23 protein-coding genes are annotated in these 24,032 nt (G+C 71.7%); 17 read left to right on the forward strand and 6 right to left on the reverse strand.

Annotation, left to right across the window (positions count from 1 at the left end; genetic code table 11):
- Both AB0H62_RS21955 and AB0H62_RS21960 read right to left on the reverse strand, forming a co-directional pair.
- Window positions 1–903, reverse strand: a complete 903-nt coding sequence (locus AB0H62_RS21955; protein WP_220239380.1) for a serine hydrolase — start codon at window positions 901–903, stop codon at window positions 1–3.
- Window positions 900–1,793: a LysR family transcriptional regulator gene (locus AB0H62_RS21960; RefSeq protein WP_220239381.1), complete on the reverse strand. Its 894-nt coding sequence runs from the start codon at window positions 1,791–1,793 to the stop codon at window positions 900–902. Before AB0H62_RS21960 ends, AB0H62_RS21955 begins: the two co-directional genes overlap by 4 nt.
- Window positions 1,794–1,895: 102 nt before the next feature.
- Here AB0H62_RS21960 and bla point away from each other — a divergent pair, with 102 nt between their 5' ends.
- Window positions 1,896–2,792: a class A beta-lactamase gene (bla, locus tag AB0H62_RS21965; protein ID WP_360587775.1), complete on the forward strand. Its 897-nt coding sequence runs from the start codon at window positions 1,896–1,898 to the stop codon at window positions 2,790–2,792.
- On the forward strand, window positions 2,789–3,376 hold the full coding sequence (locus AB0H62_RS21970) for a D-alanyl-D-alanine carboxypeptidase family protein (protein ID WP_255637819.1): 588 nt from the start codon (window positions 2,789–2,791) through the stop codon (window positions 3,374–3,376). The genes bla and AB0H62_RS21970 overlap by 4 nt, the downstream gene beginning before the upstream one ends.
- Window positions 3,377–3,548: 172 nt before the next feature.
- On the opposite strand, the gene AB0H62_RS21975 is transcribed toward AB0H62_RS21970, so the two are convergent.
- The 4 genes from AB0H62_RS21975 to AB0H62_RS21990 are packed head-to-tail and all read right to left on the reverse strand — an operon-like array spanning window position 3,549 to window position 6,207.
- On the reverse strand, window positions 3,549–3,914 hold the full coding sequence (locus tag AB0H62_RS21975; protein WP_220239383.1) for an RNA-binding S4 domain-containing protein: 366 nt from the start codon (window positions 3,912–3,914) through the stop codon (window positions 3,549–3,551).
- 25 nt (window positions 3,915–3,939) lie between these two features.
- Window positions 3,940–4,569, reverse strand: a complete 630-nt coding sequence (locus AB0H62_RS21980; RefSeq protein WP_360587778.1) for a TetR family transcriptional regulator — start codon at window positions 4,567–4,569, stop codon at window positions 3,940–3,942.
- Between the two features lie 46 nt (window positions 4,570–4,615).
- Window positions 4,616–4,807: a ferredoxin gene (locus AB0H62_RS21985; protein WP_220239385.1), complete on the reverse strand. Its 192-nt coding sequence runs from the start codon at window positions 4,805–4,807 to the stop codon at window positions 4,616–4,618.
- On the reverse strand, window positions 4,807–6,207 hold the full coding sequence (locus AB0H62_RS21990; RefSeq protein ID WP_360587780.1) for a fatty acid desaturase: 1,401 nt from the start codon (window positions 6,205–6,207) through the stop codon (window positions 4,807–4,809). Before AB0H62_RS21990 ends, AB0H62_RS21985 begins: the two co-directional genes overlap by 1 nt.
- 410 nt (window positions 6,208–6,617) lie before the next feature.
- On the opposite strand from AB0H62_RS21990, the gene AB0H62_RS21995 reads away from it, so the two are divergent.
- The 15 genes from AB0H62_RS21995 (at window position 6,618) to AB0H62_RS22065 (ending at window position 24,016) form a co-directional block, all read left to right on the forward strand.
- The gene (locus AB0H62_RS21995; protein WP_360587782.1) at window positions 6,618–7,349 is read left to right on the forward strand and encodes a GON domain-containing protein; all 732 of its coding nucleotides are present in this window, start codon (window positions 6,618–6,620) and stop codon (window positions 7,347–7,349) included.
- A gap of 77 nt (window positions 7,350–7,426) precedes the next feature.
- Window positions 7,427–8,218, forward strand: coding sequence for a class I SAM-dependent methyltransferase (locus AB0H62_RS22000; protein ID WP_354874521.1), 792 nt, complete (start codon window positions 7,427–7,429; stop codon window positions 8,216–8,218).
- Between the two features lie 40 nt (window positions 8,219–8,258).
- Window positions 8,259–8,996, forward strand: coding sequence for a TetR family transcriptional regulator (locus tag AB0H62_RS22005; RefSeq protein WP_360587784.1), 738 nt, complete (start codon window positions 8,259–8,261; stop codon window positions 8,994–8,996).
- A gap of 240 nt (window positions 8,997–9,236) precedes the next feature.
- Window positions 9,237–9,692: a Fur family transcriptional regulator gene (locus AB0H62_RS22010; protein ID WP_220239390.1), complete on the forward strand. Its 456-nt coding sequence runs from the start codon at window positions 9,237–9,239 to the stop codon at window positions 9,690–9,692.
- Window positions 9,685–11,919 (forward strand): catalase/peroxidase HPI, encoded by a 2,235-nt coding sequence (katG, locus tag AB0H62_RS22015; RefSeq protein WP_220239391.1) that lies wholly within the window; start codon window positions 9,685–9,687, stop codon window positions 11,917–11,919. The genes AB0H62_RS22010 and katG overlap by 8 nt, the downstream gene beginning before the upstream one ends.
- Window positions 11,920–12,204: 285 nt before the next feature.
- A complete protein-coding gene (locus tag AB0H62_RS22020) occupies window positions 12,205–13,245 on the forward strand; it encodes a LacI family DNA-binding transcriptional regulator (protein WP_220239392.1) in 1,041 nt (346 codons plus the stop codon).
- Between the two features lie 142 nt (window positions 13,246–13,387).
- Entirely contained in the window at window positions 13,388–14,359 is a 972-nt protein-coding gene (locus tag AB0H62_RS22025) for a sugar ABC transporter permease (RefSeq protein WP_220239393.1), read from the forward strand.
- Window positions 14,360–14,362: 3 nt separating this feature from the next.
- Window positions 14,363–15,190 carry a carbohydrate ABC transporter permease gene (locus AB0H62_RS22030; RefSeq protein ID WP_220239394.1) on the forward strand — a complete coding sequence of 276 codons (828 nt, stop codon included), beginning with the start codon at window positions 14,363–14,365 and terminating at the stop codon, window positions 15,188–15,190.
- Between the two features lie 65 nt (window positions 15,191–15,255).
- A complete protein-coding gene (locus AB0H62_RS22035; protein WP_360587788.1) occupies window positions 15,256–16,533 on the forward strand; it encodes a sugar ABC transporter substrate-binding protein in 1,278 nt (425 codons plus the stop codon).
- Between the two features lie 22 nt (window positions 16,534–16,555).
- Entirely contained in the window at window positions 16,556–17,737 is a 1,182-nt protein-coding gene (locus AB0H62_RS22040) for an ADP-ribosylglycohydrolase family protein (protein ID WP_360587790.1), read from the forward strand.
- Window positions 17,734–19,074, forward strand: coding sequence for an ADP-ribosylglycohydrolase family protein (locus AB0H62_RS22045; RefSeq protein ID WP_360587792.1), 1,341 nt, complete (start codon window positions 17,734–17,736; stop codon window positions 19,072–19,074). The genes AB0H62_RS22040 and AB0H62_RS22045 overlap by 4 nt, the downstream gene beginning before the upstream one ends.
- A 55-nt stretch (window positions 19,075–19,129) precedes the next feature.
- On the forward strand, window positions 19,130–20,014 hold the full coding sequence (locus AB0H62_RS22050) for a ribokinase (RefSeq protein WP_220239398.1): 885 nt from the start codon (window positions 19,130–19,132) through the stop codon (window positions 20,012–20,014).
- Window positions 20,011–21,975, forward strand: a complete 1,965-nt coding sequence (locus tag AB0H62_RS22055; protein ID WP_360587794.1) for an SUMF1/EgtB/PvdO family nonheme iron enzyme — start codon at window positions 20,011–20,013, stop codon at window positions 21,973–21,975. Before AB0H62_RS22050 ends, AB0H62_RS22055 begins: the two co-directional genes overlap by 4 nt.
- Complete coding sequence (locus tag AB0H62_RS22060; RefSeq protein WP_360587796.1) at window positions 21,972–23,180, forward strand: CoA transferase; 1,209 nt, start codon at window positions 21,972–21,974, stop codon at window positions 23,178–23,180. Before AB0H62_RS22055 ends, AB0H62_RS22060 begins: the two co-directional genes overlap by 4 nt.
- Window positions 23,177–24,016 (forward strand): CoA ester lyase, encoded by an 840-nt coding sequence (locus AB0H62_RS22065; protein WP_354874498.1) that lies wholly within the window; start codon window positions 23,177–23,179, stop codon window positions 24,014–24,016. The genes AB0H62_RS22060 and AB0H62_RS22065 overlap by 4 nt, the downstream gene beginning before the upstream one ends.
- Window positions 24,017–24,032: the final 16 nt, after the last annotated feature.

A 24,032-nucleotide genomic window follows, 5' to 3' on the forward strand; every position in this document is an offset into this window, starting at 1 on the left:
TCAGCGTGACCGCAGGTGGTCCCGCATCGTGCGGGCGACCCTGGCCATCAGGATCTCCGCCTCGGGCTGGATCGCCGCCGGCACCCGCGACTCGGTGAGCGCGGCCACCGCGAACACCTGCCCGTCGGCGTGCTCGGCCACGCCGACCTCGTGCCGCAGGTTCAGCAGCGTGCCGGTCTTGGCGGACCATTTCGTCGAGTCGGACGCGAAATCCGGCGTGAGCCGCTGGCGCAGCAGGTTGTGGGCCATGAGGTCCCGCGTGCGTGCCGCCACCTCGGTGTCTACTTTGGACGGCCGCCACAACGCCTCCAGCAGCGCGACATACGCCCGCGCCGAACCGGCACTGGCCCGGCTGACGTCCAGCTGCGACACCGGGTGCCCCCGCCCGGCCGTGCCCGCGCGAATGGCCAGCGCGTGCGCGAGGTGCACCTCGCCCGGCTCGAACCGTTCCGCGGGGGTGTCGGCCAGCTCCGCCGTCGCGTGCCGCACGGAGACGCCGTCGATGCCCCACTCGCGCAGCATCCGCGTGACCTCGGCCGGCGGCGTGAGCTCGAACAACGCGTCGGCCGCGGTGCCGTCGCTGACCGCCACGCTCAGGTAGAGCAGATCGTCGATCGCCACGCGCGCCGGGTGGCGGAAGCGCGCCAGCCCGGCCGGCCCGGCCGTGGTGACCCGCCCGGGCTCGACCTCCAGCTGTGTCGCGCCGTCGAGCTCACCTCGCCGGATGCGCTCCAACGTCGCCGCGGCGAGCGGCACCTTGACCAGCGAGGCGCTGGGGAACTCCAGGTCCGCGTCGAGGCCGATCTCCTGGCCGGTGTTGAGGTCGCGGACGAGGAACGAACCGCGCAGGCCGCCGTCGTCGAGGTCCTCGCGGAGGTCGCGGAGCAGGGATTCGGTGTTCACACGTTCTCCTGATCGGGGGCGCCGAGGCAGCGGGCGATGCCGGGGCGCAGGCGGGTGCGCAAGTGGTGGGCGTCTTCGCCGAGGGCGGCGGCGACGTCGAAGCCGCGGGCGAGGGGGCCGTCGCCCAGGGGGCGCCAGCCCAGGCCGAGCTCGGTGGCCTGCGTGGGGGAGCACAGGAGCAGGTCGGCGGAACCGTAGACGGCGGCCGCGGCGGCCGTCAGGGAATCGGCGACGGAGACCTGTGCGGGTCGCAGTCCCACGGCGTCGCGGACGCGGAACACGCGGTCGCGGATGTGGGGGACGTCGTCTTCGGGCTGGATCCACACGCGGCGGCGCTCGGCGTTCGTGGCGCGCCCGGCGCGCAGCGTTTCGAGGTGGACCACGGGTGGCAGCTGCTGGCGTTCCGTGGCGGCGACGCCGAGCGGCACCGTCCACACGGCATCGGTCTCGGGCACGGCGACGAGGGCGGCGCGCACCTCCTGCGTGCGCACGAGCTCGGCGCGCTCGCCGGGCGGCGCCGGGCGGAACTCGAGGAAGATGCCGAGCGCGCGGGCCTCGGCGTCGAGCTCGGCGAGGTCGCGGGTCGGGCAGGTGTCGGGCACGGCGAGACGCAGGGGACGCAGTTTGGCGCGCTTGGCGTCGTGCTCCATGGCGTCGGCCAGGTGGACGAGGCGCCGCGCGGACGGCAGCATGTCGCGGCCGAAGGGCGTGAGCTGGGCCCGCCGCGTCGCGCGGTCGAAGAGTCGCTCGCCGAGGTGGCGTTCGAGCGCGGCGATCCGGCGGCTCGCCACGGGCTGGGGGATGCCGGCCACCGCCGCCCCCGCCGTGAAGCTCCCGGTTTCGCTCACGCCGACGAACGCGCGGCAGCTTCCGATCAGGTCCACGACCACACTGTATGCCCATTGCGCATGGAAGTGGCCACTTCTGTCTTGGACAGCATGAGCAGCCTTGGTGAGACTGCGGATGTCGATCACTTCCGAAGGGGGAACCCGGTGTTCAGCAAGTCTGCGGTGGCGGTGGCGGCAGTGGCTGTGGTGGCGTTGGCGGGATGTGGCGCGCCGCAGGCTCTGCCGCCCGCCGCACCGCCCGCCACCTCCGCTTCGCCGACGGTCTCGAACCACGACTTCGAAGACCTCGAGCGTTCTTTCGGCGCCCGGCTCGGCGTGTACGTCGTGGACACCGGCTCGGGCCACGAAGTCGCCTACCGCGCCGACGAGCGCTTCGCCTACGCGTCGACGCACAAGGTGTTCAGTGCCGCGGCCGTGCTGCAGAAGGTGGGGATGGCGGGGCTCGACCGCGTGATCAAGTACGGCCCGGCCGACGTCGTCGCGGATTCGCCGATCACCCAGAAACACGCGGGCGCCGGCATGACGCTGAGCGCGATCATGGACGCCGCCCTGCGCTACAGCGACAACACCGGCGGCAACATGCTCTTCCGCGAGCTCGGCGGGCCGGCCGCGCTGAGCACGTGGCTGCGCTCGATCGGCGACACCACCACCCACGTCGACCGCATCGAACCCACCCTCAACGAAACCGCCCCCGGCGACCTGCGCGACACGACCACCCCGCGTGCCTGGGCCCGGTCGCTGCGCACGGTGGTCCTCGGCGACACCCTGCCCGCGCCCCTGCGCACCGTCCTGACGAACACCATGCGCGCCAGCACCACCGGCACCCACCTCGTCCGTGCGGGCGTCCCCGCCGGCTGGCAGGTCGCCGACAAATCCGGCACCGCCGACCACGGCACCCGCAACGACATCGCGATCGCCTGGCCTCTGGGCCGCGCGCCGATCGTGTTCGTGGTGTTCTCCGACCGTCCCGCCGCCGACGCCCCCACGGACGACGCCCTCGTCGCCCGCGCCGCGGCGGCCGCGGTGAAGGCGCTGGGATGAGACGTTCTCCTGGGGGAGTCATGCGGCTTTGCCTGTCCACTTCGGACCGCGCGGGCCGGCGGCGCGACGTCGGCTACCGGGTGATCACCCGTCTGCTCGCCTTCGTGTTGTGGCCACTGGCCTCCCTGGTGGCTCCGGGCCTCGGGCGATCCGTCGCCTGCTCCTGGGCGCTCAGGGTCCGGTTCCCGTCCGAGGACCTCACCGGCCTGTCGCCTGGCACCCACGCGGCTTTCGTCGCGGCCCGCACCACCGCCCTCTGGCGTCACGGCACCCTCCTCGGCCTCACCTCCGGCCACCGCGACGCCGGCACCCAGGACCGCCTCTTCACCGCGGAGGTCCGCCGCACCGGCTCGGTGGCCCGGGCCCGCAGACGCGCACTGCCCCCGGCGAACTCCCGCCACGTCACGGGCACCGCCCTCGACATCCGCCCCCGCGACGGCGCCCACTGGCTCGAACTCCACGGCGCGGCCCACCATCTGTACCGCGTCTACGACAACGAATGGTGGCACTTCGAATACCACCCCGAAGGCCGCCCACGCCGAGTCCCGCATCCGGGATTTTCTTTGGCGGATGCGGAAACATGAGCACGACAGCCCCGACAACGCCGGGTCGCTGTACTGCCCCTCGGCCCCGCCAGACAGACCCCCGCCCTCCCAAGGCAGGGTTGCGGCAAAGTCGTTGTGGTGTTTAGGGCTGGATAGCGAGCGAGGTGAGGGCTCGGGTGGGGTAGGTGACGTGCCTCTACCCTGCGCTGACTCAGCTCCAGCGTGAGCGGAAGTCGTCGAGCACCCGGCGTTCCCGTTTCGTCGGACGGCCCGCGCCGCGCTCGCGGTGCGCCACCGGGATCGCGGCCTCCGGGGGCGGCTTCGGAGTGCGGTCGATGATGCATTTCGCGGCTTCGGGTGCGCCGACGCGTTTCTGGATGACCTGGACGACCTCGACGACGCGGGTGGTCTGGCCGATGCGGGCGCGGACCTCGTCGCCGGGGACCACGGTGGTGGCGGGTTTGGCCGGGCGGTCGTTCACGCGCACGTGCCCGCCCCGGCACGCGGCGGCCGCGTCCGAGCGCGTTTTCGCCAGCCGTACGGCCCACAGCCAGCGGTCCACCCTGGTCGACTCCACGGGTCCATCATGCCCCAGCCGCGGGTCAGCCGCGGCGCATAGGCCGCGCCGCCGACGTGCCCAGCACGCGCCCGACCACCCAGGCCAGCGCGTCGGCCGTGCGGGCGGGCGTGTCGGACGGCTGCATCACGTGGCTGAGCACGGTGCGCACCACGAGGTCGATCACCACGGCGATCTGCTCGTCGTCCAGCGGCGGCCCGTACGTGCGCACGCGCTCGATCAGCATCGTCTTCGCCTCGGTGAGCAGCGAGCCCGCACGCGTGGTGAGCAGGGGCAGCAGTTCCGTGTCCGTGCCGTGGGTCGCCGACGCGATGGCGCGCAGCAGCGTGTTGTCGTCGGCGAGGTCGAGCACCGCGCGGATGGCCTCGTAGATCGCCTCGACCAGGTCGTCGGGGTGCCGGTCGAACGCGGTGCGCACCACGGCGAGGAAGCGGGCCAGCTCGTGGGAGATCATCACCTCGGCCAGCGCGGCCTTGGAGCCGATCTCGTTGTACACGGTCTGGCGGCTCACGCCCGCGGCCTCGGCCAGCCGCGCCATGGTGACCGCCGACCAGCCCTCGGTCGCGGTCAGCTCGATGGCCGCGGTGACGATCGGCTGCCGGTGCTGGCCGCCCTCGGGCGGTGCGGCCCGGAGTGCCTCGCTCATGATCGTCATCCTAGGCCGCCTCCCGTGTGGTCCCGGCGAGCTGGAGAACGCATCTTCAGTCCCGCACCTTCAGCGCGAGCACCGGGCACGCGTCGGCCGCGGCCGTCACGTCCAGGCGGTGCTGCTCGGCGGGACTCTCCTCCAGGAGCACCACCGTGCCGTCGTCACCGACCTCGAAGAAGTCCGGCGCCATCGCCTCGCACATGCCGAACCCCGCGCACAGCTCGCGGTTCGCCTCGATCCGCATCACGCACCCACCCTTCCTGGAGCCACGAAATCGACCTTCTCGCGCACGCCGCAGTCGGGGCAGCACCACGAGTCCGGGATCGCCGACCACGGCGTGCCGGCCGGGAAACCCTCGCGCGGATCGCCGCGCTGTTCGTCGTAGACATAGCCGCACCCGGGGCACATCCCGCCTTCGGCCGCGTCGCCGCGGGTGTCGGTGGTGGTCGGCTGTTCGGCCGTCACGCGGGTGCCGTACCGGGCCAGGACCTTGCCGCGTTTGCGCGGCTGGATGTTGGCGCGGGAGATGTCGCCGTCGAAGTGGGCCAGCACGCGCGGGTCCATCACGCGCCGCCACAGCGGCGGCACCAGCGCCAGCACGATCATCCCGGCGTACCCGGTGGGCAGCGCCGGCGATTCGGCGAAGTCCCGCAGCGTCTGGTAACGGCGCGTGGGGTTGGCGTGGTGGTCGCTGTGGCGCTGCAAGTGGTAGAGCAGGACGTTGGTGGCGATGTTGTTGGAGTTCCAGCTGTGGCTCGGGTCCACGCGCTCGTGGCGGCGGCGATCCGGCGGGCCCACGCGCCGGCGCAGCATCCCGTAGTGCTCCATGTAGTTCACGACTTCCAGCAGCGAGAAGCCCACCACGGCCTGGATCAGCAGGTACGGCAGGATCCCGACCCCGAGCCACACCAGCATCGCCGCCCACAGCACGGCCGACATCAGCCACGCGTTGAGCACGTCGTTGCCGATGCGGAACGGGTGCTTCGCACGCCGGGCGTAGCGCTTGCGCTCCAGCCGCCACGCCGACTTCAGCGAGCCGCCGACCGTGCGCGGCCAGAAGCGGTAGAAGCTCTCGCCGACGCGGCTCGAAGCGGGGTCCTCGGGCGTGGCCACGCGGACGTGGTGGCCGCGGTTGTGCTCGATGTAGAAGTGGCCGTAGAAGCTCTGCGCCAGCGCGATCTTCGACAGCCAGCGCTCGTGGCTCTCCTTCTTGTGCCCCAGCTCGTGGGCGGTGTTGATGCCGATCCCGCCGATGCACCCGATGGACGCGGCCAGCCCGATCTTGTCCACCACGCTGAGGTCGCCGCGCCCGATCAGCCAGAACGCCGCCACGAACCCGACGTACTGGATCGGCAGGAAGAGGTAGGTGATCCAGCGGTAGTAGCGGTCGTTTTCCAGCCGTTCGAGCACGTCGTCGGGCGGGTTGCTGCGGTCGAGCCCCGCGACGAGGTCGATCACGGGCACGATCACGAGGATCACGATCGGCCCGATCCAGAACCACACGCCCCAGCCGGTGGCCGCGTGCAGCCCGATCGCCAGGAATGCGAGTGAGGGCACCACGAGCCCGATCAGCCACAGGTATCGCTTGTGGTCCGTCCACGACTCGGTCGAACCGGCGGGCACCGTCCCCGCGACTTCGCTCATCTCGTCCTCCTCCGTCAACGACGCTGTCCGACGTGGTTGACAAGACGGTAGGTGATGTACACCCAGCTCGACAAGTCGAAGCGAAATGTAAAGACGCGAGCGTTGCCCGCTGCCGGGTTGTGACCGCCCCGTCCGCCCCGGGTGTACCGCGTCCACTGCGACCCGTCATCCGTGCGAGGTGAAATTTTCCGCGGCCCGTTCCGGTGCACCTGGGCTGAGTGCTCATTCGCGAGTATTTCGCCGCGTGGTTCCGGTGAATTGCCTCCGAACGCGTCAGTCCGGTTCTCGAATGTCGTAATTCGCTTTCGGTGGTGGCTCGGCCTCTTCGCGAGTGACCCGCATGGTCTATCGCCCGATTCGATTTTTCGCCGTCTAATCATTCAGCCACCTCCTCGAGGGAATGAGGTTTCATGTTCCGAAGAATTGTTGTCGCGGTTGCAGTTCTGGTCCTCACCGGGCTTGCTGTGACTCCTGCGTCGGCGCGGCCTGTGGCTCAACCGCCGGTGGCTGCCGGCACGAGCAGTTGTGCCGCGATCCGCGCCCTGCTGCCGATCGCGGGCGACGGGAACTATGTGCTGAACACCGGATCCCACCTCGTTCCCGTCTATTGTCACGACATGGCCGGGACGCCGCGGGAATACATCACGCTCACCGCCCCCAACTTCTCGCAATACACAGTCGGTGGCGTGACACAGGGCACGAATGTCCGCACCACGTCCACCCGGGTGCGGATCGACCCGGCGACCCTGCTGGTCGACATCAACGACGTCACGTTCGCCACCAGCACCGGATCGGCCGTGCAGCCGGGGCCCTTCGTCATCGAGTCCATGCCTTACGCGGTGGCCGGGTCGTGTGACCACGCGGCCAGTGGTGTCGGCCGGGTCGACCTCGCCGGCACGGCCTTCGTGCTGGCCGCCGCGTGGGTCGTCGGCGGGTTCGTCCCGCAGGGCGGCGCCACACTCAGCGCCGACGGCCGCAGCGCCGACCTCGCGGGTGGTGGCTACTGCGGCTCGATCACTCCGGCGCCCGCCATCTACAACCCCGTCAACCCCACCGTTCCCGACTTCCACCTCCAGTTCGCGTGCGGCCCCCACACGCTGGTCGACGTGCTGCTCGGCCGGGCGTGCGTGAACCTCACCTGAGCCCGGCCGACCCGGGCGGGCCGTGGCACGCGGCTCGCCCGGGCGCGGGTGCCCGGCCGGCGGCGTAGGTTCGGACGATGAGCGACTGGTCGTCGGGCGAGGCCTACGAGCGGTACGTCGGCCGGTGGAGCCGCCGCGTCGCCGCGGCCTTCCTCGACGGCACGGTCGTGCCGCCCGGGGCGCGCTGGCTCGACGTCGGCTGCGGCACCGGCGCGCTGACGTCGGCGGTGCTGGCCACGGCCGATCCCGCCGGTGTCCTCGGCGTCGACCAGGCCGCTCCGTTCGTGGCCCACGCCCGCCGCCTGGCCGCCGACCGGCGGGCGAGCTTCGTGGTCGGCGACGCGCAGGCGCTGCCCGTGGCCGGCGACGCGTTCGACGCCGCCGTGAGCGGGCTGGCGCTCAACTTCGTGCCCGACCCGCACCGGGCGGTCGCCGAGTGGGTCCGGGCCGTGAAGCCCGGGGGAGTGGTGGCCGCGTACGTGTGGGACTACGCCGAGGGCATGGAGCTGATGCGCTGGTTCTGGGACGCCGCGGCCGAGCTCGACCCGGTGGTCGCGGACCTCGACGAAGGCCGCCGCTTTCCGTTGTGCCGACCGGATCCGCTGAGTCGACTGTGGACGGACGCGGGCCTGGGCGGCGTGGTGGTGCGCGCGGTCGGCGTGCGCACCGCGTTCGCCGGCTTCGACGACTACTGGCTGCCGTTCCTCGGCGGGCAGGGCCCGGCGCCCGCCTACGCCGTGCGGCTGCCCGAACACCACCGCCGGGCCCTGCGTGACCTGCTGCGCGCCCGGCTGCCGATCGCCGCCGACGGCACGATCACCCTCACCGCGCGGGCGTGGGCCGTGCGGGGCAGCGTGCCGCACCGCTGACTCGCGGGAAATGCCGTGTTCTCAAGCTATTCTCGGTTTCGTGGGCGGACGGCGGGTCGACTGGGCGGCGTTGCGGACACCGCGGGACGAGGCTCCCGCGGAGGGCCTGCGCGAGCGCAAGAAGCGCGAGACGCGCCGCCTGCTCGTCAACACCGCCACGGAACTCTTCCTGGCGCGCGGCTTCGACACCGTGCGCGTCGCCGACGTCGCGCAGGCCTGTGGCGTGTCGGAGAAAACCGTCTTCAACTACTTCCCGGCCAAGGAATCCCTCATCCTCGACCGGCCCGACGCGACCCTCGCCGCACTGCGCGCCGAGCTCGGCGACCCGGCCCGCACGCCCGTCGAGGCCGTGCTGCGCATCCTCGCCGGCGAACTGGCCGCGGTCACCGGCTGGCTCGCCGACCAGCACGACCGCCGCGCTGCGGGAGCGGGGTTCCGCCGCTACGGCGAGCTGGTCCGCTCCACGCCGGCGCTGGCCGCCTACCAGCGCGACCTGCTCGACGAGCTCGCCGACGGCGCCGCGCAGCTGCTGGCCGTGCGCGCGGGCCTGGCCACCGCCGACCCGGAGCCGCAGCTCGCCGCGACGGCGCTCGTCGGGCTGTGGCGGGTGCAGTTCGGCAGCCTCGCCAAGCACGTCGACGCGGGTCGCACGCCGGCACGGATCCGCGGCGCCGTGACCACCGACGTGCTCCGCGCCGCCCGGCTGCTGGAGTCGGGCCTCGGCAGCTTCGCGCGCCCGCGGCGTCCGGCGGTGAAGGACACCTCGAAGGACGTCTGAACCGCCCGGCGAGTACGAAACCGGCACGGACTTCGCGCCGCACGAGTTCCGGCGCCCCAGCGTCCAGAGTGGCCACCAAGGGCGGAAACTCGCACGCTCACCCGGGGTTCGCGAGAAGTTTCTGTGACTGTAAGTTTACGGCGACCCCGCAGCGTGTGACGGTGAGAGCGGGTCATCCGGCAGGTTCACGACGGCGAGTCATTCTTGATTGATTCCAGAAGCTGCGGCACACTGCCAGGCGTGCCAACGACTTCGGACTTCGAGCGCATGCTTCGCGGAGCGGCTCTGCGGGTGACGCGTCCTCGGATGGCGGTGTTGTCCGCGGTGCACGATCATCCCCACGCCGACACCGCGTCGCTCATCGGTGCCGTGCGCGCGGATCTCGGCGAGGTGTCCCACCAGGCCGTCTACGACGTCCTGGGCGCCCTGACCTCCGCGGGTCTCGTGCGGCGGATCGAGCCCGAGGGCTCGGTCGCGCGGTACGAGGCACGGGTGGGGGACAACCACCACCACGTCGTGTGCCGGTCGTGCGGTGCGATCGCCGATGTCGACTGCGCGGTCGGCGCCGCGCCCTGCCTGACCGCGTCCGACGACCACGGTTTCGTCATTGACGAGGCCGAGGTCATCTACTGGGGCCTGTGCCCCGACTGCAACACCGTTACCCACACTGATTCCCGGAAGGATTCCCGTGTCTGACACCCCCAACGCCGAAGTCGGCGAGATGAACGTGGAGAGCGCGGGCGGGTGCCCCGTCCACACGGGGCGCTTCGCGCACCCCACCGAGGGCGGCAGCAACCGTGACTGGTGGCCGAACCAGCTGAACCTCTCGATCCTCCGGAAGCACTCGGCCGTGGCGAACCCCATGGACGAGGACTTCGACTACGGCAAGGAGTTCCAGACCGTCGACCTCGACGAGCTGGCGCGCGACGTCGACGCGGTCCTGACCACCTCGCAGGACTGGTGGCCCGCGGACTTCGGCCACTACGGCGGCTTCATGATCCGCATGGCGTGGCACAGCGCCGGCACCTACCGCATCGAAGACGGCCGCGGCGGCGCGGGCGCCGGCATGCAGCGGTTCGCGCCGCTGAACAGCTGGCCGGACAACGGCAACCTGGACAAGGCCCGCCGTCTGCTGTGGCCGGTGAAGAAGAAGTACGGCAAGAAGATCTCGTGGGCCGACCTCATGATCTTCACGGGCAACCGCGCCCTGGAGACCATGGGCTTCAAGACCTTCGGCTTCGCCGGTGGCCGCGCCGACGTGTACGAGCCCGACCAGGACGTGTACTGGGGCCCGGAGCGCACCTGGCTGGGCGACGAGCGCTACACCGGTGACCGCGAGCTCGAGGCGCCGCTGGCCGCCGTGCAGATGGGCCTGATCTACGTCAACCCCGAAGGCCCGAACGGGAACCCGGACCCGGTGGCCTCGGGCCGCGACATCCGCGAGACCTTCCGCCGCATGGCGATGAACGACGAAGAGACCGTCGCCCTGATCGCCGGTGGTCACACCTTCGGCAAGACCCACGGTGCCTCCGACGCCGACGAGTTCGTCAGCGCCGAGCCCGAGGGCGCGCCGCTCGAGGAGCAGGGCCTGGGCTGGAAGAACAGCTTCGGCTCGGGCAAGGGCCGCGACGCGATCACCAGCGGCATCGAGATCACCTGGACCCCGACGCCGACCAAGTGGAGCAACTGGTTCTTCCACAACCTGTTCACCTACGAATGGGAGCTCGAAACCGGCCCCGGTGGTGCGAACCAGTGGAAGCCGGCGAACAACGCGGCCGCGAACACCGTGCCGGACCCCGAGACCGGTGAGCTCAACCGCGCGCCCGGCATGCTGACCGCGGACCTCGCGCTGCGCTTCGACCCGATCTACGAGCCGATCTCGCGCCGCTTCTACGAGAACCCGCAGGAGTTCGCGGACACCTTCGCCCGCGCCTGGTACAAGCTGACCCACCGCGACATGGGTCCGGTCCAGCGCTACCTCGGCGCGCTGGTCCCGGACGAGGCCCTCATCTGGCAGGACCGCGTGCCGGCCGTGGACCACGAGCTGGTCAGCGCCGCCGACGTCGCGGACCTCAAGGCCAAGCTGCTCGACTCGGGCCTCACCGTGGCGCAGCTCGTCTCCACCGCGTGGGCGTCGGCCTCGACGTTCCGCATCGGTGACAAGCGCGGCGGCGCCAACGGTGCCCGCCTGCGCCTCGAGCCGCAGCGCGGCTGGGAGGTCAACAACCCGGACGAGCTGGCGCAGGTGCTGACCACGCTCGAGGGTGTCCAGGAGGCCTTCAACGGCGCCCAGTCGGGTGGCAAGAAGATCTCACTGGCCGACCTGATCGTGCTGGGCGGGGCGGCTGCTGTCGAGAAGGCCGCGAAGGACGCGGGCGTCGAGATCACCGTGCCGTTCACCCCGGGCCGCACCGACGCGACGGCGGAGCAGACCGACGTCGAGTCGTTCGTGCCGCTCGAGCCGAAGGCCGACGGCTTCCGCAACTACCGCGGCAAGGGCAACCGCCTGCCGAGCGAGTACCTGCTCCTCGACCGCGCGAACCTGCTCGACCTGAGCGCGCCCGAGATGACCGTGCTCGTGGGTGGCCTGCGCGTGCTGGGCGCCAACTACCAGGCGTCGAAGCAGGGTGTGCTCACCGAGACGCCGGGCGCGCTGACCAACGACTTCTTCGCCAACCTGCTCGACATGGGCGTGGAGTGGAAGACGGCCTCGGAGGACGGCGAGGCCTTCGAGGGCCGCGACCGCGCCACCGGCGAGGTCAAGTGGACCGGCAGCCGCGTCGACCTGCTCTTCGGGTCGAACTCGGAGCTGCGCGCCGTCGCGGAGGTCTACGCCGCGGACGACGCCAAGGCGAAGTTCGTGAAGGACTTCGTGGCCGCGTGGGACAAGGTCATGATGCTGGACCGGTACGACCTGGTCTGAGTGTGACGCGGGGCCCTCGGGCTCCCGGTGACGTTGGAGAAGGGGGCGGGGACCGCGGTCTCCGCCCCCTTTTTTCGTTGCCCGGAAAACCGCCGAGCCGCAGGTCGCGGCTGTCGTGTGGGCTCGGAGGTCGCGGTGTGGTGTACCGCTGGTTGACACGGCGGCTCTGCGGGGTGCACTATCGTGATTAATCCCGTTGGAAACGTTTCCAACTCTCGGATCGCGAACTTGGAAACGTTTCCAAATCGTGAGCCGACACAGACCACTACCGAGGTTTGAGCGACGATGACGTCAACACGGGCCACGCTGATCCAGGTGGCCGAGCGCGCCGGGGTGTCCCTGGCCTCGACCTCCCGTGCGCTGCACGGGGTGGGCGCGAGCAGGGCGATGGTCGAGCGCGTCCGGGCCGCCGCCGAGGAGCTCGGGTACAGCGCCGACGCGATCGGCCGGTCGCTGCGGATGAAGAAGACGTTCCAGGTCGCGTTCGCGGTGGCGGACATCGGCAACCCGGTCTACGTCGAGATGATGCGGGCGATCCACGAGGTGCTCGCGCCCCACGGCTACCGGGTGGTCGTCATGTCGACAGGGGACACCTCCGACTCGACGATCGAGCTGGTGCGCAGCCTGGGCAGCGGCTTCGTGGACGGCATGATCGTGAGCCCGCTGCGCACCGACGACGGCCTGATCACCGAGATCCAGCAGGCTCCCGTGCCGGTCGTGGTGATCGGGCGCGCGATGGACGACCGCGGCATCAGCTCCGTGTCCACCGACTCCGCCGGCGGGATCGGCGAAGCGGTGCGCCACCTGCGCGCCATCGGGCGCCGCCGCATCGGCTTCCTCAACGGTCCGGCCGACACCACGCCGGGTGCCTCGCGCCAGCGCGGTTTCGACGCCGCGGTCAACGCCGGTGACCTCGCGGCCGAGCGCATCGAGCGCGAGACCGCCGAGGACTTCACCGTCGGCGCCGGCCTCGAGGCCGCCCGCCGGATCCTGGCGCGCGTGCCCGAGGGCGCACCGCAGCTCGACGCGCTCGTCGCGGCCAACGACCTGCTCGCCATCGGCGCCATCCGCGCCGTGCGGGAGCTGGGCCTGTCCGTGCCCGAGGACGTCGCCGTGACGGGCATGGACGACACCGAGATCGGCCGCGTCTTCCAGCCCAGCCTCACCAGCGTGTCCCTCGGCGCGAGCGAACGCGGGCGCGCCGCGGCCCGCCTGATGCTGCAGCTCGCCGACGACCCCGACCAGCCGGCCCAGCAGGTGTCGGTCGGCGCGGAGCTCGTGGTGCGCGAATCCACCACAACGGCCACCGAACGGGGTGAGCGATGACAGTGCGGCTTGTACTCATGCGGCTTGTGCCCATGAAAAAAGGTCCGGCTGCGGGCCGGTCCTCCGCCGGCGAACGGCCGGCGCCCGGGACCACCGACCCGACTGTGACCACCGGGACGACCGGGACCGAGCGAGGTGACCGATGACGACCCCGTCGCTGACCGAGCCGAAGCGCGGCACCGCGCAGCCCCCGGCCCCGCGGTCCAAGAAGCGCGTGAAGCCAATGGCGCGCACGCGCCGGCGTGAGGCGATCGCGCTGGTGCTGCCGTCGTTGATCCCGATCCTGGTGCTGAGCGTGGCCCCGCTCGTGGTCGGCGTGTTCCTCGCGTTCACCAACGCCCGGCTCGTGCGCCACCCCGACTACAGCTTCGCCGGCCTCGACAACTTCGCGCGCCTCGGCGGCAACGCGTTGTTCTGGGACTCGCTGCGGATCGGCATGATCTGGACCGTCGGCGTGACGTTGCTGCAGCTCGCGGCGGCGATGGGCCTGGCGCTGCTACTGAACTCCGGCCTGAAGCTGCAGGGGCTCACGCGGGTGCTCGCGCTCGTGCCGTGGGCGATGCCGCCCGTGGTCGTGGCGATCATGTGGCAGATGATCTACTCCGCCAACGGCGGGCCGCTCAACGCGTTCCTCGGCGCGGTCGGTCTGCCGAGCGACATCAACTGGCTCGGCGACTTCTCCACGGCGTTGCCGGCGGTGATCGTCGTCGGCGTGTGGGTCGGGATGCCGCAGACCACGGTGACGCTCCTGGCCGGGCTGCAGCAGATCCCCGGCGAGCTGCTGGAAGCCGCGGCGGTCGACGGCGCGAGCGCGTGGCGGAAGTTCACGGCCGTGACGTGGCCGGCGATGCGCCCGATCGTCACGTCGATCACCTCGCTCAACTTCATCTGGAACTTCAACTCGTTCTCGCTGGTCTACGTGCTCACCGCCGGTGGGCCGGGCGGCAAGACGATGGTCCCGGTGCTGTTCATCTACCTGGAAGCCTTCAAGAACCGCGAGATCGGCTACGCCGCGGCGATGGGACTCGTCGTCGTGATCGTGGTGGTGCTGATCCTCGCCGTGTACCTGCGGTCTCAGTTCCGCACCGAAGACCGCGCGGAAAAGGGGCGCTGAGCCATGCGCTTGCTCGTTCGTCCGGCCCAGTACGTGGCCCTGGCGCTGTACATCCTGTTCCTCGGGTTCCCCCTGCTGTGGCTGATGTCGGCCTCGGTGAAGTCCTCGGGTGAGCTCAACTCGCTCACGGTCAGCCTGCTGCCGCAGGAGTGGCACTGGGAGAACTACACCGAAGCCCTGACACGTCAAGGACTTCTGCACTCGGCGTGGAACAGCCTGCTCGTGGCGCTGGCCTCGACGGTGCTGTCGATCATCATCTCCGTGCCGGCCTCCTACGTGCTGGCCCGGCTCAAGGGCAAGGTCCGCATCGCCGGCGTCGGCTGGATCCTGGTGAGCCAGGTCTTCCCGGTGGTGCTGATCATCCTGCCGCTGTTCCTGATCCTGCGGACGCTCGGGCTGGCCGACAACCTCGTCGGGCTCACGCTCGTGCACACCACGTACATGCTGCCGTTCGCGTTGTGGATGCTGCAGGGGTACGTGGCCGCGATCCCCACAGAGCTCGAAGAAGCGGGCGCGATGGACGGCGCGAGCCGGTTCACCGTGCTGCGCACGATCGTCTTCCCGCTGCTGGCCCCCGGCGTGGTCGCGACGGCGATGTTCAGCTTCGTGTCTTCGTGGAACGAGTTCTTCTTCGCCTTGGTGTTGTTGCAGTCGCCCGAGAACTACACGCTGCCCATCACCTTGAACACGTTCGTGGGCGGCGAGGGCAGAACCGCCCTCGGGCCGCTCGCCGCCGGGGCCGTGCTCGCCGCGATCCCCAGCATCGTCTTCTTCAGCATCCTGCGGAGGAAGCTCACCAGCGGGCTCATGGCCGGGGCTGTGAAGGGATGACCCCTGACCGCCCGAACCCCGCGAAACCCTTGATCCCCCAACAGAAATCCCCGAAAGGTCGGTCGATGAAGACACGACGCCTGCTGGCCGCGGCCAGTCTGATGGTCACCGCCCTGCTCGTCGCCGCGTGCGGCAGCGGCAGCGGTGACGCGAGTGGCCCCGTCACCCTCACGTTCCAGTCCCTGTCCGACCAGCCTGCCGCGATCGCCGAGACGCAGAAGATCGTCGGCGCCTGGAACACCGCGCACCCCGACGTGCAGGTCAAGATCGTGCAGGCCGGCTGGGACAGCGTCTACGACAAGTTGATCACGCAGTTCAACGCCGGCACCGCGCCGGACATCGTGCACTACGAGGCGGCGGGCATCGAGCCGTTCGCGGAGGACGACTACCTCGCCGACCTCACGCCGTACCTGTCGAAGGCCAAGCACGACGACTTCCAGAAGGGCGTGCTGGACTCGGTGACGTTCGGCGGCAAGGTCGTCGCGTTCCCGACCGAGGTGCAGTCCTATGTGGTCTTCGCGAACAAGAAGCTGCTGCAGCAGGCCGGGGTCGCCGTGCCGACCGGCAAGACCATGACGTGGGACCAGCTGCGCCAGATCTCCAAGGCCACGACCAAGGGTGGCACCTACGGCCTCGGCTGGGGCCTGTCGAGCCCGACGGCGGCGTTCGTCGCGCTGGCCCCCGGCTTCGGCGGCAAGTACTTCCAGGGCACCGGTGACCAGGCCAACCTGACGGTGGGCGAGGGCGAGACGGCGCTGCCGAAGCTCGTCGGCGAGATGGCGTACCAGGACCACTCGATCCTCCCGGTCACGCTGACGCAGTCGGGTTCGAAGGCGCTGGCGCCGTTCTACGCGGGCCAGACCGCGATGACCGTGCAGGGTTCCTACCAGGCGGCCAACATCGCGAAGGACGCGCCGAAGGGCTTCGACTGGGTCGTGCTGCCGCCGCTGGCCGGCCCCGCCGGTCCCGCGCAGGCCGCCAGCCCGCAGACGCTGTCGGTGAACAAGGACTCCGCGCACGTCAAGGAAGCAGCCGAGTTCATCGACTACTTCACCAACACCGACAACCTGGCCGCCATGAACGAGGCCGACGCGCTGATCCCGCCCACCAACTCCGCGCGCCAGGCGCTGGCCACGAAGCTCGCCGGCAAGACCGGCTGGGACCAGATCCTCGCCTCCGGCCAGTACATCACTTCGGCGCCGTATCTGTTCGCCAGCAAGTACCCGCAGTGGAAGGACACCATCGCCACCCCGGCGTACCAGCAGTTCCTGGCCCAGAAGATCGACGCCAACGGCTTGACGACCCAGCTGCAGAACGGCTGGAAGAGCGTCACCACCAACTGAACGAGAACAGGAGCGGATTCTCTTGACCTGGCTGGAAGACCGGGCCGTCGCGGTGATCACCGGCGCGGCCGTGGGTGACGCCCTCGGCGGGGCCGTCGAAGGGTGGACCCCCGAGCAGATCGAGGAACGCCACGGCGGCCGCGTGACCGGCATCGTGGGCCCGTGGTACCCGAACTGGCGCGACGCGCGTCCCATCGCGCCGTACCACAAGGGCGACGGGCACATCACCGACGACACCCTCATGACGCGGGCGCTCGTGGAGGTCTACGCGAAGCGCCGCGAACACCTCGACGCGTTCGCGGTCGCCGAAGACCTCGTGCCGCTGATGATCGGCGAACCGCAGTGGGTGCCGGAGCTGGAGTCCACGGCGCTGCTGCTGCAGCGCGTGTTCCTCGCGGAGAAGTGGATCGTCACTCGGCTCCACTACGGACACGTGGACCCGCGCGAAGCGGGCGTGGGCAACGTCGTCAACTGCGGTGCGGCGATGTACGTCGCGCCGGTGGGCGTGGTCAACGCGGGTGACCCCCGCGGTGCCTACGCCGAGGCGATCGACCTCACGGGCGCGCACCAGTCGAGCTACGGCCGGGAAGCGGCCGGCGTCCTCGCGGCGCTGGTCGCGGCCGCGGCCGCCCCGGGCGCGACGCTCGACGACGTGACGGCGGCGGCGCTGGAGCTCGCGCACGACGGGACCGCGGTGGCTCTGCGCGCGGTGATCGACGCCTTCGGCGGGACCACCGCGGCGCCGGTCACCGACGAGGAGGAACGCGCGCTGGCCCGCAAGGTGCGGGAAGTCGTGGCGCCGTTCGACTCCGTGGGGCCGGAGTACCGGCAGATGTCACTGGACGCGCGGCGTCCGTCGCGGACCAAGTCCATCGAGGAGCTGCCCGCGGCGCTCGCCTTCGTGCTCGCGCACCGCGGCGACTTCCGCGGTGCCGTGCTCGCGGCCGTGAACTACGGTCGCGACGCGGACTCGATCGCCGCCATGGCCGGGGCGATCTGCGCGGCCCTCGGCGGCGCGGAGGTCGTGCCGGCGGAGTGGCTCGACCCGATCGGCGAGGCCAGTCGCATGGACATCGTCGAGACCGGCCGCGTGCTGGCCTCGGCGGCGGCCGACATCATGCGGGCCGACCGTGAGCGGGCGCAGGCTCGCGTCAAGGCGCTGGACGGCCTCGACGGGGCTCTCGCCGTGGAGGCGCGGGCGTGAGGCTGACCTGGGCCCAGCCCGAGGACCTGCTCGCGCACGAGCTCGTCCAGTCCTCTGTGGAGGGTCGCGACACCGCGGACGTGCGGATGCGCTGGGTGGCGGCGGGCGGCGACCCCGTCCCCGCCGTGAGCGGCGCCGGGCCGAACCCGGCGCCGCCCGCCCTGCGGGCTCTGGCGCGCACGCTGCTCGGCGAGCTCGCGGCGGTCCCGGCCGCGCCGGCGCCCGACGAGCCGGACGAGTGGGACGCGATCGTCGCCACGCTGCCGGCGGCGCCGGACCTGCCGCCGGGCCTGCGCGACGGGCGGGTGCTCGGCGCGTGGACCGGGCGCGCCGCCGGGTGCCTGCTGGGCAAGCCGGTGGAGAAGATCCCGCGCGAGGGCATCGAGGAGATCCTGCGCGCCACGGACCGGTGGCCGCTCGAGAAGTGGTTCACCGCCGTCGGGCTGCCCGCGGACGTCGCGGCGCGGTGGCCGTGGAACAAGCGCTCGGCGCCGACATCGCTCGAGGAGAACATCCACGGCATGCCCGAGGACGACGACCTCAACTACCCGATGCTCGCGCTCACCCTGCTCGAGACGCGCGGGCGCGGGTTCACCACCGAGGACGTCGCGCAGCTGTGGCTCGACAACCTCCCGGCCGGCCGGGTGTTCACGGCCGAGCGGGCGGCCTACCGCAACATCCTCGACGCCCGCCCGGTTCCCGAGACCGCGACACACCTCAACCCGTTCCGCGAGTGGATCGGCGCGCTGATCCGCACGGACGTGTTCGGCTGGGTCTCCCCGGGCGACCTGCGCGCGGCCGCGCGCCTCGCGTGGACCGACGCCCGCCTGAGCCACACCCGCAACGGCGTCTACGGCGCCATGTGGGCCGCGGCGCTGGCCTCGGCGGCGATGGTGTGCGACACGGTGGACGAGGTGCTCGATGCCGCGGCCACGGTGATCCCGCCGGGCAGCCGCCTCGCGGAGGCGGTGCGCCTCGGCCGCGCGGCTGCTTCGTCCGGTGACCTCCGCACCGGCCTCGACCGCCTCCACGCCGCTTACGGTGACCTGCACTGGGTCCACGTGCTCGGCAACGCGGCCGTGATCGCCTACGCGCTGGCCAAGGGCGCCGGCGAGTTCGGCCCGAGCGTCTCCATCGCCGTCACGGCGGGCTGGGACACCGACTCGGCCGCCGCCACGGTCGGCGGCGTGGTCGGCGCTCTGCGTGGTGTGCAGGGAATCGGCGAGCAGTGGGTGACGCCGCTGGACGGCCGCATCGCGACGTCCCTACCCGGTGGCGAGCAGAAGATCACCGACCTGGCGGCTCGGACCGTCGCGCTCGCGGAGCGTGTGTCGTGAGGGCGCGCCGGTTCGCGGTCTCGGCAGGGATCGTCGGTTGCCGGGAGCGTGTGTCGTGACGGGAAGTGTCGTGGTGGTCGGGTCGGCGAACGTCGACCTGGTCGTCGACGCGCCGCGGCCGCCGCGGGCCGGGGAGACGATCCTCGGCGGGCGGCTGCGGCGCAGCCCCGGCGGCAAGGGTGCGAACCAGGCGGTGGGTGCCGCGCTGGCCGGGGGAGCGCACACGACGTTCGTGGGCGCGCTCGGCGAGGACGAGGCCGGGGATCTGATCCTGCTGTCGCTGGGCGGCGCGGGCGTGCGGACCGACCTCGTGGCGCGGACGAAAGCGGCCACGGGCACGGCGTTCATCACGGTGTCACCGGACGGCGAGAACGCGATCGTCGTCGCGCCGGGTGCGAACGAGCGCGTGCGGATCGGCGAGGTGGAAGCCGCGCGGATCGCGACGGCCGACGTGGTCTTGGCACAGCTGGAGATCCCGCTCGCGGTGGTGCGCGCCGCCGCGGCCGCGCGCAAGCCGGGCGCGCTGTTCGTACTCAACGCCGCGCCGTCGCGGGAACTGCCGGCCGACGTCTGGGCCGCGCTCGACGTGCTCGTGGTCAACGAGCACGAAGCCGCCGACCTCGGCGGCCTCGAAACCCTGCTCGACCGCGTGCCCGCCGTCGTGGTCACGCTCGGCGGCGACGGCTGCCTCGTCGCCGAACGCGCCGGGGAACCCGTGCGGGTGCCCGGGATCCGGGTGACCACAGTGGACACCACCGGGGCCGGCGACACATTCTGCGGAGTGCTCGCCGCCGGCCTCGCCGAGGGTCGGCCTCTCGCCGACGCCGCGCGGCTCGCGTGCGTGGCCGGTGCGCTGGCCGTCACGCGGCCTGGCGCGCAGGCCGCCGTTCCCACCGCTGAAGAGGTCGCGGCTCTCGCGGCCGGAGAAAAGGTGCGATGACCACCCCGTTCGACCCGCTCGTGCCGCGCCCGATCGACCGGCCGGCCGAGGTTCCCCTGACCGCGCTCACCGGCGAGCAGCTCGCGGCGCTCGACGAAGCCAAGATCTTCGCCGCACCGAGTGACCCCGCCGACCGGCCCGCGTGGCGCGCCCGCCTGCGTGAGTGGCGCGAGGATTCCCGCCGGCGCCACGACTACACCGGCGAGGCCTACGAGCGCCCCGGCGCCGCGTGGGCGGCTCGGTGCCACACCGTCGCGCAGGTCTGGCTGTGGGACGAGCTGCTGTACTCCTTTGCCGAGCACAAGTTCACGCCCGAGGTGTTCCTCGCCGACGCCCGTGAGCGCTTCGGTGGCCTCGACGCCGTGGTGCTCTGGCACGCCTACCCCGTGATCGGCCTCGACGACCGCAACCAGTGGGACTACTACCGCGACGTCCCCGGCCTGGCCGAGCTCGTCAAGGCGCTGCACGACGCCGGCCTGCACGTGTTCGTGGACTACAACCCGTGGGACGTCGGCACCCGCCGCGGCGCGGACGACCTCACCGAGCTGGCGGCCCTCGTCGCGGACTTCGAAGCCGACGGCGTTTTCCTCGACACGCTCAAGAAAGCCGAGCCGGGCTTCGTCGAACGGCTCGAAGCCGCGCGCCCCGGGATCGTGCTGGAGGGCGAGTCGAAGCTGCCGGTCGAGCGCATCGCCGACCACACGGCGTCGTGGGCCCAGTTCTTCGCCGACTCGCCCGTGCCCGGCGTGCTGCGCGCGCACTGGTACGAGCGGCGCCACATGCAGCACCACGTGCGCCGCTGGCACCGCGACCACTCCGAGGAACTGCAGTCGGCGTGGCTCAACGGCGTCGGCGTGATGGTGTGGGAAGTCGTTTTCGGCGTGTGGGTCGGCTGGTCCGCCCGCGACGCCGCGACCGTGCGGCGCATGGTGACCGTGCAGCGCGCGGCCGGCGACCTGCTGCTGGGCGGCGAGTGGACCCCGCTCGCCGAGCTGACGCCCGAGGCTGAGGCCGCCGGCGTCTATGCGTCCGGCTGGGGGCTCGACGGCGTGACACTGTGGACACTCGTCAACCGCGGCGAGACGGACTACACCGGTGAGCTGCTGCCCGCCGGGCCCGGCAAGGTCCTCGACCTGCTCGGCGGCGTGCCGGCCCGTGGCATCGGCGCGGTGCTGCACCTGGCCGACGGCACTCCCGAACCCGCGTGGCTGCCGGAACTGCTCGACGCGCTGAAGTCCACGCCCCACGATGCGCACTTCCGTTTCCCGCACCGGATCGCGGAACGGGTCAGTACACAAAGGACCACTGGCGAACCCGAAGCGGACGCCGTCACGGTGCCGGCCGGGCCGTACGTGCTGACCGTCCGCTACCAGGCCCGCGAAACCGGCATGTACCAGGGCGCGCCCTACGTCGACGAGTGGAAGCCCCTCCCGCCGCGGTTGCACGACGCCCGCACCCTCCAGCGTGACGGCTCGCTTGCGACCTCGGTCGCGGTGGCGGCCACCGAGGTCACCAACGCGCAGTTCGCCGAGTTCCTCACCGCCACCGGCTACCGGCCCGCGTACGGGCACCGGTTCCTCGCGCACTGGATCGACGGCGTGCCAGACAATCCCGAGGAGCCCGTGACCTTTGTGGACATCGAAGACGCCCGCGCGTACTGCGCGTGGCGCGGCGGCCGGCTGCCCACTGAGGACGAGTGGCAGCTGGCGGGGGAGAGCCGCGGCGAGCCTGCCGTGTGGAATTCAAGCCTGTGGAACTGGACCGAGAGCGAGCACTCCGACGGGCGGACCCGCTTCGTGATGCTCAAGGGCGGCAGTGACTATCGGGCCGAGGGCTCCGAGTGGTACGTCGAGGGCGGCCGCCACGCCCCCGACGTCAGCGTGAAGCTCCTGCTGCCCGGTTTGGGTCTCGCGCGCGCCGCGACGGTCGGGTTCCGCTGCGCTTGGGAGGTGACGGCATGACGACGTCGCGGGATTCCGCCGGTGGCGCCCTGGCCGGGCTGCGGGTGGTGGACGCGTCCACGCTCTTCGCCGGCCCGATGGCCGCGATGCACCTGGGTGACATGGGTGCCGAGGTGATCAAGGTCGAGCACCCGAGCCGCCCCGATCCGTCGCGCACGCACGGCGTCGCCAAAGACGGGGTGAACCTGTGGTGGAAAACGCTCGGGCGCAACAAGCGGACCGTCACCGCGGATCTCAGCAGCGAAGGCGGGCGTGAGGTGTTCCTGGCGTTGGCCGCCGAGGCCGACGTGGTGATCGAGAACTTCCGCCCGGGCACCCTGGAACGCTGGAACCTCGGCTACGACGAGCTTTCCGCCCGCAACCCGCGGCTCGTGCTCGCGCGCGTGACCGGGTTCGGCCAGTTCGGCCCGTACCGCTCGCGCCCCGGCTTCGGCACGCTCGCCGAGGCGATGAGCGGGTTCGCCGCCACCACGGGCGAGCCGGACGGCCCGCCGACGCTCCCGCCGTTCGGCCTCGCCGACGGCGTCGCCTCCCTGGCAACGGCTTACGCGATCATGGTCGCGCTTTCGGCCCGTGCCACCAGCGGGCGCGGGCAGGTCGTGGACACCGCGATCATCGAGCCGATCCTCGCGATGCTCGGCCCGCAGATCACGCGGTGGGACCAGCTTCAGACGGTGCAGCCGCGCACGGGCAACCGGTCCATCAACAACGCGCCGCGCAACACCTACCGCACCGCCGACGGGCAGTGGGTCGCCGTGTCCACCTCCGCGCAGTCGGTGGCCGAACGCGTGGTGCGGCTCGTCGGCCGGCCCGACCTGGCCGACCAGCCGTGGTTCGCGCGCGGCGCCGACCGCGCGCAGCACGCCGACGAGCTCGACGACGCCGTGGGCGGCTGGATCGCCCAGCGCAGCCGCGCCGAGGTCGTCGCCGCGTTCGAGGAGGCGCAGGCCGCGGTCGCCCCCATCTACGACGCCGCCGACATCGTCGCCGACCCCCAGTTCCGCGCCCTCGGCACCATCCACGAGATCGACGACCCCGAGCTCGGCCCGATGCTCATGCAGGGCCCGCTCTTCCGTCTCTCCGACAACGACGGCGTCATCGGCTTCACCGGCCGCCCCCACGGCGCCGACACCGACACCGTGCTGAAGGAACTGGGCTTCTCGGCGGAGCGCATCGCCGAACTTCGGGACGGGGGCGCGGTATGAGCGCGACCCCGCCGTTGACCTTCCTCTACGCCCCGGCCGACCGGCCCGATCGGGTGGAGAAGGCGCTCGCGTCGGAGGCCGACGTGGTGCTGGTGGATCTCGAGGACGCTGTGGCGCCGGCGCACAAGGAGGTGGCGCGCGAGAACGTCGTGCGGCTGCTGGCCGGCCTGCCCGAGGGGCGCCGGGTGCAGGTGCGCGTGAATCACCCCAGCACGCCGTGGCACGAGGCGGACGTGGCGGCGCTCGCGGGGCTGCCGGTGGCGGTCGGGGTGCGGATGCCGAAGGTGGAGGCGGCCGAGGAGGTGCTGGCGCTCGCGGCGGCGTTGCCGGGGCGGGAGCTGCACCCGTTGATCGAGTCGGCGCTGGGGGTGGAGCGGGCGTTGCAGATCGCGACCGCGTCGCCGCAGGTGGCGTCGATCGGGCTCGGGGAGGCGGATCTGCGGTCGGACCTGGGCGTGGACGACGAGGCCGGGCTCACGTGGGCGCGCAGCCGCGTGATCGTGGCGGCGCGGGCCGCGCGGCTGGCGCCGCCGGCGATGTCGGCTTACACCAACGTGCGCGACCTTGAAGGGCTGGCGGCGTCGTGCCGGGCCGGGCGCGCGCTCGGGTTCCGTGGGCGCACGGCGATCCACCCGGGCCAGCTCGCCACGATCCGCGCCGCGTTCCTGCCGAGCGCGGAGGAGGTGGCGCGGGCCAGTGAGGTCGTCGCGCGCGTCGCCGACGCCACGGCGGCCGGGGTCGGGGCGATCGCGCTGGCCGACGGGACGTTCCTCGATGTCGCGATGGTCGAGCGTGCGCGCACGGTGCTGGCGCTGGCCCAGCCGGATCCCGCGTAAGCGATCTCGAACACAG

The organism is Amycolatopsis sp. NPDC050768 (genome assembly GCF_040654155.1).
Taxonomy (GTDB): Bacteria; Actinomycetota; Actinomycetes; order Mycobacteriales; family Pseudonocardiaceae; genus Amycolatopsis.